The organism is Romboutsia sp. (genome assembly GCF_035470145.1).
Lineage (GTDB): Bacteria > Bacillota > Clostridia > Peptostreptococcales > Peptostreptococcaceae > Romboutsia_D.
Genome location: NZ_DATIRC010000364.1, coordinates 1 through 8,428, shown reverse-complemented (window position 1 = coordinate 8,428; position 8,428 = coordinate 1). Strand labels below are relative to the sequence as shown.

Here is an 8,428-nt window from a genome sequence, read left to right as displayed (position 1 = left end):
GGTAACATATCCTTTTGTTTGTTTAATGCATAACCTTCATTTACAGTTCTATTCATATGTATTGCAACATTTGGTATTATACAAACCGGCTTATTTATATTTACCATTTTCTCGATTGGTTTTAATATGTTGTTACTTCTTAGAACTACTCTCCCAGCTATACCTAATGGTCTATCTAGCCATGTATTTAATATTGGTCCACCATAACACTCTGTATTTAATTTTAAATATGTATTTTCAACAGATATCTCTGCTTTTGGCTTTATTCTAAATGTAGGTGAATCTGAATGAGAACCTATTATTCTAAATCCTTCTTGTTCTGTATTTTTAGAATTAACTACAAATGCAATTATTGCAGATGAATTTTTAGTTATATAGTATTTTCCATTCACTTCTATATTCCACTTTTCATCTAGTAATAACTCTTTAAAGTCATTTTCTATTAAAAGCTTTTTTGATGTTTCTACTGCTTGAAAAGATGTTGGACTCTCATAAATAAAATCTATAAGATCTTGTGCAAATTTTTTTTGTTCCATTGTATAGCCTCCCTATGTAATATAAAAATTCATTTAATATAATTGTGACTAAAAACTATACTTTGTTGATAAATTTTAGTCACAATTAAGTTTAGAACTTCAATTTTATAATATATCTAATGTTGTATATTCTTTATTTATTTTCTTAATACCCTGTTGTACGAATGCTATTGTAACATCTGTACCCATCATACCTACAACAGTACCTACTCCAAATTTAGGGTGATGCACTCTTGTTCCTGGTTTTATATCATCTATATTTGTTTCTTTTTTAGAATCTTTAATTGTTGCATTTACATTGCTCGCTACTGCTGACTTATTCACATTGTTCATGTATTTTTGTTTATATTTATCTAATACATTATAGCTTGCTTTTGAATAAGTTAATTCCTTTTCCATTTTATTAAGCTTGTCTATACATTCTTTGGGTAATTCTTCCATAAATCTAGATGCTATTGATGGATTGGTTTTTCCATATAAAGTTCTTTTTTGAGTTAATGTCATATATAATGTTTCTTTTGATCTTGTTATACCAACATAACAAAGCCTTCTTTCTTCTTCTATATCAGATTCATTCATAGACCTTACCGCCCTAGATATAGGGAATAAACCTTCTTCCATACCTATTAAAAATACCACTGGGAATTCTAATCCTTTTGATGTATGAATAGTCATAAGCGATACTTTATCATTTTCTTCATCATTACTTGTTTCAGATGTAAGTGCTACTCCTGTTAAGAATGTTTGTAAGTCTTTTTCTTCACTATTTTGTTCAAATTCTAAGGCTATAGATATAAATTCTTTTAGGTTATCTATTCTATCTTGAGCTTCTTCACTTTTATCTTTAGATAATTCATCTATATATCCAGTAGTTTCTAATACCTTTTCTATTAACTTACTAACAGGATATACTTCTTTTATAGTTCTTAAAGTTCCTACAGTATCTACAAATCCACTTATACTATTTCTTGCTTTTGTTGATATATCTGAATTAGTTTCTATATCTATCAGCACTGAATATATACTTTCTTGTTTTAAACTAGCTCTATCTTCTATCTTTTCTATAGTTCTAAGACCTATACCTCTTCTTGGAACGTTTATTATTCTTTTTAGTGATATATCATCTTGAGGATTTTGTATTATTCTTAAATACGCTACTAAATCCTTTATTTCTTTTCTTTCATAGAACTTAGTTCCACCATATATATTATATGGTATCTGACTTCTATTTAAAGCATCTTCTACAGGACGTGCTTGTGCATTTGCTCTATAAAGTACAGCAAAATCCTTATATGATCTATTTTGTTCTCTAGATATTTTTGCTATCATATCAGCAACAAAATCGGATTCATCTATTTCATTTTCAGATAGCTGTATCTTTATTAAGTCCCCTTCTTTTTTCTCACTCCAAAGCTTCTTTCTTTTTCTTTCTATATTATTAGATATTACAGTATTAGCCGCATCTAGTATAACCTGAGTTGATCTATAGTTTTGCTCTAACTTAACTACATGAACATCATCATAATCTTTTTCAAACTCAAGTATATTTCTTATATCAGCACCTCTCCATCCATATATACTTTGGTCATCATCTCCAACTACGCATATATTTTGATGTTCTCTAGCTAATATCTTTATTAATTCATATTGTGCCTTACTTGTATCTTGATACTCATCAACCATTATATATTTAAATCTACTTCTATAATAGTCTAATACTTCTGGGTTTTCCTTTAAAAGTTCTACTGTTTTGTATATTAAATCATCAAAGTCTAGTGCACTATTTCTTTTCAAACGATCTTGATATAGCGCATATATATCAGCTATCTTGCTCATCCTATTGTCTGATAAGTGCATAGCTTTAAATTGTTTAGGATTATATAATTTATCTTTTGCTCCTGATATAGCACTTATAACTACCTTTGGTTCAAATACCTTATCACTTAAGTTTAGTTCTTTTAAACAATCCTTTACTAAAGTAACCTGATCTGAACTATCATATATAACGAAACTTCTATTGTATCCGATTCTATTTATATCTTTTCTAAGCATACGCACACAGCAAGAGTGGAAAGTACTTATCCACATTTCTTTTGTATCAGAACCTAATGTTTCTTCTACTCTCTCTCTCATTTCATTTGCTGCTTTATTAGTAAATGTTATTGCTAGTATATTAGCAGCTTGTATACCTTTATCTTCTATAAGATGCGCAATTCTTGTTGTTAAAACCCTGGTCTTACCTGAACCTGCTCCAGCTAGTATAAGCACAGGACCTTCAGTCTTTTCTACCGCTTCTCTCTGGGCAGGATTTAATGTATCTAAATTCATATTTTTCCTCCTGTTAACAGTTATATAACTCTATTTTAATCTATATCAAAGATTTGTTCAAATTTAAGAAACTTATATTTTGATTTTTTCCAATATAATGAAAATCTAAAATCTATATAAAAATAAATTTTAAATATAAGATTGCCAGTCTATAGTATATAACTTATTAGCAATTAAGAAAAGATTAAAATAAACCCTAGAACATTTAAATTCTAGGGTATTGTATAGAAAAGCATAAGACTTTTTTCATTAAATTTATATTAAAATAGGTTAGGGCTAATTAATTATTTGTATGGAGTACTTTATTATTCCAGTACTTATACAAATCCTCTTCTTTTCTAAATAAAGGTAATTTCATATTTTTATGCAATTTAACTAACCAAGGCAATTCTAATCCTGCTTTATCAATTTTATCTTCATTAATAAATACATCTTCTGTTAATCCAAAATCTGTTATTTCTCCCTTATTTAGTACATAAACATAATCACATATTTCATATATTAAATTCATATCATGGCTTGATATAACTATTTTTACACCTTTATTTCTTAGATTTTTAATTATATCTACAATTAACTTTGTACTAATTGGGTCTAATCCTGCTGTTGGCTCATCTAACAATACAATCTTATTTTCCATTGCTATTACAGATGCTATTGCTACTCTTTTTTTCTGGCCATAGCTTAAAAAATGTACTGGTCTATTTATAAAATCTAATCCATTAACAGCTATTAAAGCTTCTCTTATTTTTTCTTTTATTGTTTCTTCATCTATACCTATATTTCTTAAAGAAAATGCTATATCATCATATACCTTTGAATAAAATATTTGTTTCTCTGGATCTTGAAATACTATTCCAACATCTTTTCTAAGATTGTATAAATCCTTTTTATTATATTTTAACTCTTTATTATTAAATAAAATTTTTCCTGATATTGGTTGTAATATACCCATTAAATTCATAAATAATGTTGATTTTCCTGAACCATTTGAGCCTATTATGCCAATTATATTTCCTTTTGAAAAATCCATATTAATACTTGATAAAGCTAATGAATTTTTTTCATATTGATAACTTAAATTACTAATCTTAAACATTTTCATCTCCTATTATGTGAAATTTACCATCATATAACTTCATATCTAAAGATATACACATATCATCATATCTTTTCATCATTCTTTTAAATAACATGTTTACAAGAAGGCCAATTGAGTTGTATGAAGTTTTTAAATCTATATATCCAAATCTTAATTGTTGTGATTTTCTAATATCCTCTACTTCTTCTAAGAATATAAATATAAATCTGTAAACTAGCATTGATAATTCTATTATTGTCTCTGATATATAGACTTTTTTTAGTAAAAATATTATTTGACTGAAAGGGGTTGTAAGTATAAAAAAGTATACGCATGTCAAACAAGACATAGATCTGAGCAATATATATATTGATGTACTTAATGATTCGTTAGATACACCTATATATATATTGGCAATATTTAAACTATAAATCAATGTACTTGAATCAAACGATATATTAATAAGGTTTATTATAATTCCCATAAATAAAAAATATAGCGGAATTCTAAGTAATTTCATATAATTTTTCATATCTATTTTAGCTATACAAACTATAAACACACTCATTAAAATCATTATACTCATTAAAATGAAAATATTTTTTACTAACATAGAAGCAATTAAAAAAATGGCTCCTATACTAACTTTAATTTGTGGATTTATATTTGTTAAATTATTTGTGTATGCATATTTATCAATTAAAAGCATATTTACTTTCTCCTTCTACTACCTAAATAATAACCTATAAAACCTGATTCTATAGTTGCTTGAGCAGAAAATAAATCCATACAAGCTACTAAACTCTGATTAATTCTAGTTTTAAAATTTTGGTAACTATCCTATTTTCTATTTTTAATATTGATATATCTTTTTATCAATTTAAAAAGTCTAACCTAAGGGTTAGACTTTCTTTATAAATACTAATTATATACATAAGTATTTTAAGAAATTTTCTCCTCCCCGAAGAAATTACTTAAATATTATTAGGCAGGTCTCCTGGCTTAGCTTCATCCTACTATTTTACCTTCCCATGACTAAGTCATAGTGGTTAAATCCAAATTTCGTCAGCTTTACAGTAGCGGGGGCTGCAGAGGACTTTAACCTCTTTCCCTATTAATCTTGATTTAAGAACCTATAATATTTTTATTATTTTGAAGAAATCTGTTTGATTACATAATATTAACTCAGCATTTATCCTATTTTAAGCATTAAATAATAACTTCTATAAAAGATATATTCTATAATACTTTTAATATTCCTTCTTATTATTTGAAAACTTTTTCATTATTTCATATAACTTTATAAATTTTAATTCCTAATTATCTTCTTTAAATACATTGATACTATATCTGAAAACCGTTCTATATCTTTTGTATATATGAAATCTTTTCCATATATTAACCTCTCGGCTTCTAAATCCGTTTCTTTACCTGTAAATACACCTAAAACTAAGATTCCATTTTGTCTCGCTTTTCTTACCTCATTTGCAGCATCTCTTACTCCAACTACTCCTCTATACGCCATTTCTCCTCGTATACTTCTTTCTCTATCCTTACCTATTTTTACATCATTAGGTCTTCCATCACTTAAAACTATTAATATTTTATTTTCTTCATTTCTCTTTAATAAACCTTCACAAGTTGACTTTATGGCTAGACCATCTCTATTGTTCCCTGCACAAAAATACTCAAATATATTTTCACTAGAATCTACATTATCCTCATAATTTTTAAATCTTTTTAAGATTGTATAATCCATAAAACTAGAGAATCCTATGACCCTATTTGGTATACCTACCATTGTTAATGCTCTAGCTATTATATATGCTTGAGTAGCTACATTTGCCTGATTCCTACTTTGAGAACCACTTGAATCTAGTAATATGTCTATAACATATTTTCCTTTTTCATTTTCAACATCTTTATAAAATATCTTTTTATTGTTACTTTTACTTGCCCTCCATGCTCTATTTGCATATACAGTTCCACAATCAGAGTAAATTCTACTTCTTTCACTTTCTTCGATTAATATTCTAGATATACTATCCTTTAGCTTTACTATATTTCTTTTATGTATTTTTATTTTATCTCTAAACTTACTTATATTATTTTCTTTTTGCCTAGTTACATATTTTATTTGAACTATATTACTACACTCACTTCTTAGCACTCCTTCTGTAAAATGAATCCTACAACCTTCGTGGACATTTCTACAATTCCTTGTCTCAATTTTTTTTATTTCACTTTTAGTTAAATATGATTTACCATAATAATGTTCCATCTTTTTATAAATCTTGTCCAAGGTTTCTTCATCTACATATATTATCCTATCAGAAGATTGATGTGATTGTTCTATTTCACTTTCACCTATACTTTCTACCAATATTGAAGAAGCTATCTCATTTATTTCATTTTCAATGGACTGGTTTTCTTCATCATTATAAAGTTCTTCATACATAAAATTTGCAAATGTATCAAAATCTATTTCAGTATTGTCTGCATATTCTTGTGATTTTTCTGCAGTATCTTCTTTCCCATTTAATATTTGTTGAAAATAGTTTAAATATATTAAATCAATGCTTTTTAACATCTCTATTATAGATTGATTTATATCTATTTCCTTAATATTATTAATTATTCTTCTGCTTAAACCATCTAATGTAGGATGTTTTCCCATTCCTTCAAGAACTAGAGCATACTTTACTTTTTGTAAAACATCCTCATTATAAATCTTAGTAAAACCAGAAACTACATCTTTATAGGCTTTTTCCCTTACATCTTCGATTCCTGGTCTTTCTTCTATTATCCTACTCTCTACTACCCTATTTAATGAAATTTGAATTAAATTTGAAATTATACTTAAGTCATACCCTTTTTTCACTCTACTTACCAGATACTTTTTTACTATATCCCAATTAATATATTTATGTCTAGCACCTGCCATTATTGCAAAATATAATGCTACCTCTTTAGACGTATAATCTTTTTCTGAAGCGTGAATATCTTCATCATATTTTCCTGATATAGTCCAAGATAAATTATTAATCCTATTTTCAAATTCATAGTTGTTATATATCCATTTCATAATTATCCCCTACCTAGTATTGTATAATAAGCCATTTCTATAACTAAAAGGTATCTTTATAAATTAAATTTTTAATTTACTATTTCAAATATTTAAGTATATTTTAGATAAACATTTGACCTAAACTTTAATTTATTACCAAAGTTATCTAGATACTTGTAATTTTATTTCTGGAAATATATCTTTTGTCTCCCATTTGCTATGTATTCTTGTTTTAATAATATCCCCAACTATTTCCTTTTCATATATATCAAAAGTCTTTCCTGTTATTCCCATATTAATTGCTAACTCAGGCTTAAGACCTCTTCTTATAGTTTTCAAAGATCCTATCAATCCTCTTAAATCTATTGCTTTGCTAGATATTTCTCCGTTTTGAGATTTCAACTGTAAGTCTAGGAATATACCAGCAAATTGATTTAATTTTTCTTCATCTGCATCTGAAAATTCATTTTTTAAAATTAACATAAGCTTTTCTTCTTCTACTGCAGGTATATCGATTACCATAAATCTAGAAACCAATGCTTCATTTAGCTCTTTAGTTCCTGCATATTCATAATTCATAGTTCCAATAAATCTTGTTGCCTCATGCAGATTTATTCTCTCATATCCAGGTACATCTATTACCCTTCTATGATCTAATGCTGAATGTAATACTGCTATAGCATCATTTTTAGCCATATTTATTTCATCAAATACTCCAAAACCACCATTTATTGCACATTCATAAACTGAGCCACGTCTTAGTTTTACTTCATTATCTATAAATGTGTCTGTTCCTATTAAAGTTGTGCTATCTGTATTTATATGAAATGATGTATTCCACTGAGGTCTACCAAATAATTCTGATATATTATCTGCTAATAAATTTTTTCCTGTTGCTTTAGGACCTGATAAAAGTATATTTTCACCTTCTAATATTGCTGATATAACCATATCCCATATTTCTTTTCCATAAAAATAGTTATTAGAGTTAGATATTCTATGACTAAGACTCTCTTCTAATTTATAGTATTCTTTAAAATAAATTGCATCTTCTATTAGTTTTTGATTTATTCCTTGTTGTTGTAAATTTTGAACTATCCCCATGATATATCCCCTTTTATATAATTTATATATATAATTTTAACATATAAATTATAGTATGTAATAACTATTCAAGCTAATATAAATTATAGCTTCCTTTAATGTAAAAATAAAATGCCCTCTCTTTTTAAGAGATGGCATTTATTTTCTATAAATTTAAATATAAAAAAAGACTACGTGGCTACGTCTTACTCTCCCAGGCAGTTGCCCACCAAGTACCATCAGCGCTAAAGAGCTTAACTTCTGTGTTCGGAATGGGAACAGGTGTATCCTCTTTGCTATTATAACCACATAATCTTTATATTTTAATTAATT

At 27.0% G+C, this 8,428-nt stretch carries 5 protein-coding genes, 1 rRNA gene, 1 pseudogene and 1 riboswitch; all 7 genes and pseudogenes read right to left on the bottom strand.

All coding sequences use genetic code 11. The features are described from left to right. Positions 1 to 536: pseudogene (locus VLM92_RS14450) on the bottom strand (M18 family aminopeptidase); the annotation flags it as partial. 105 nt (positions 537 to 641) lie between these two features. Next, the gene (locus VLM92_RS14445; protein ID WP_325277027.1) at positions 642 to 2,864 is read right to left on the bottom strand and encodes a DUF3553 domain-containing protein; all 2,223 of its coding nucleotides are present in this window, start codon (positions 2,862 to 2,864) and stop codon (positions 642 to 644) included. Between the two features lie 280 nt (positions 2,865 to 3,144). After that, positions 3,145 to 3,963, bottom strand: coding sequence for an energy-coupling factor ABC transporter ATP-binding protein (locus VLM92_RS14440; protein WP_325277026.1), 819 nt, complete (start codon positions 3,961 to 3,963; stop codon positions 3,145 to 3,147). Further along, entirely contained in the window at positions 3,956 to 4,654 is a 699-nt protein-coding gene (gene cbiQ / locus VLM92_RS14435; protein ID WP_325277025.1) for a cobalt ECF transporter T component CbiQ, read from the bottom strand. Before cbiQ ends, VLM92_RS14440 begins: the two co-directional genes overlap by 8 nt. Positions 4,655 to 4,914: 260 nt before the next feature. Further along, positions 4,915 to 5,097, bottom strand: a riboswitch (cobalamin riboswitch). 157 nt (positions 5,098 to 5,254) lie between these two features. Then, positions 5,255 to 7,030, bottom strand: coding sequence for a cobaltochelatase CobT-related protein (locus tag VLM92_RS14430; RefSeq protein WP_325277024.1), 1,776 nt, complete (start codon positions 7,028 to 7,030; stop codon positions 5,255 to 5,257). A 144-nt stretch (positions 7,031 to 7,174) separates the two neighbouring features. Next, positions 7,175 to 8,116, bottom strand: a complete 942-nt coding sequence (locus VLM92_RS14425; protein ID WP_325277023.1) for a MoxR family ATPase — start codon at positions 8,114 to 8,116, stop codon at positions 7,175 to 7,177. A 172-nt stretch (positions 8,117 to 8,288) separates the two neighbouring features. Next, positions 8,289 to 8,405: ribosomal RNA gene (gene rrf, locus VLM92_RS14420) — 5S ribosomal RNA — on the bottom strand. Between the last annotated feature and the right edge of the window lie 23 nt (positions 8,406 to 8,428).

What these genes read in the sequence shown, in the direction of transcription:
- VLM92_RS14445 (WP_325277027.1), bottom strand. Translation starts at nt 2,864, where the DNA reads ATGAATTTAGATACATTAAATCCTGCCCAGAGAGAAGCGGTAGAAAAG.
- VLM92_RS14440 (WP_325277026.1), bottom strand. Translation starts at nt 3,963, where the DNA reads ATGTTTAAGATTAGTAATTTAAGTTATCAATATGAAAAAAATTCATTA.
- cbiQ (WP_325277025.1), bottom strand. Translation starts at nt 4,654, where the DNA reads ATGCTTTTAATTGATAAATATGCATACACAAATAATTTAACAAATATA.
- VLM92_RS14430 (WP_325277024.1), bottom strand. Translation starts at nt 7,030, where the DNA reads ATGAAATGGATATATAACAACTATGAATTTGAAAATAGGATTAATAAT.
- VLM92_RS14425 (WP_325277023.1), bottom strand. Translation starts at nt 8,116, where the DNA reads ATGGGGATAGTTCAAAATTTACAACAACAAGGAATAAATCAAAAACTA.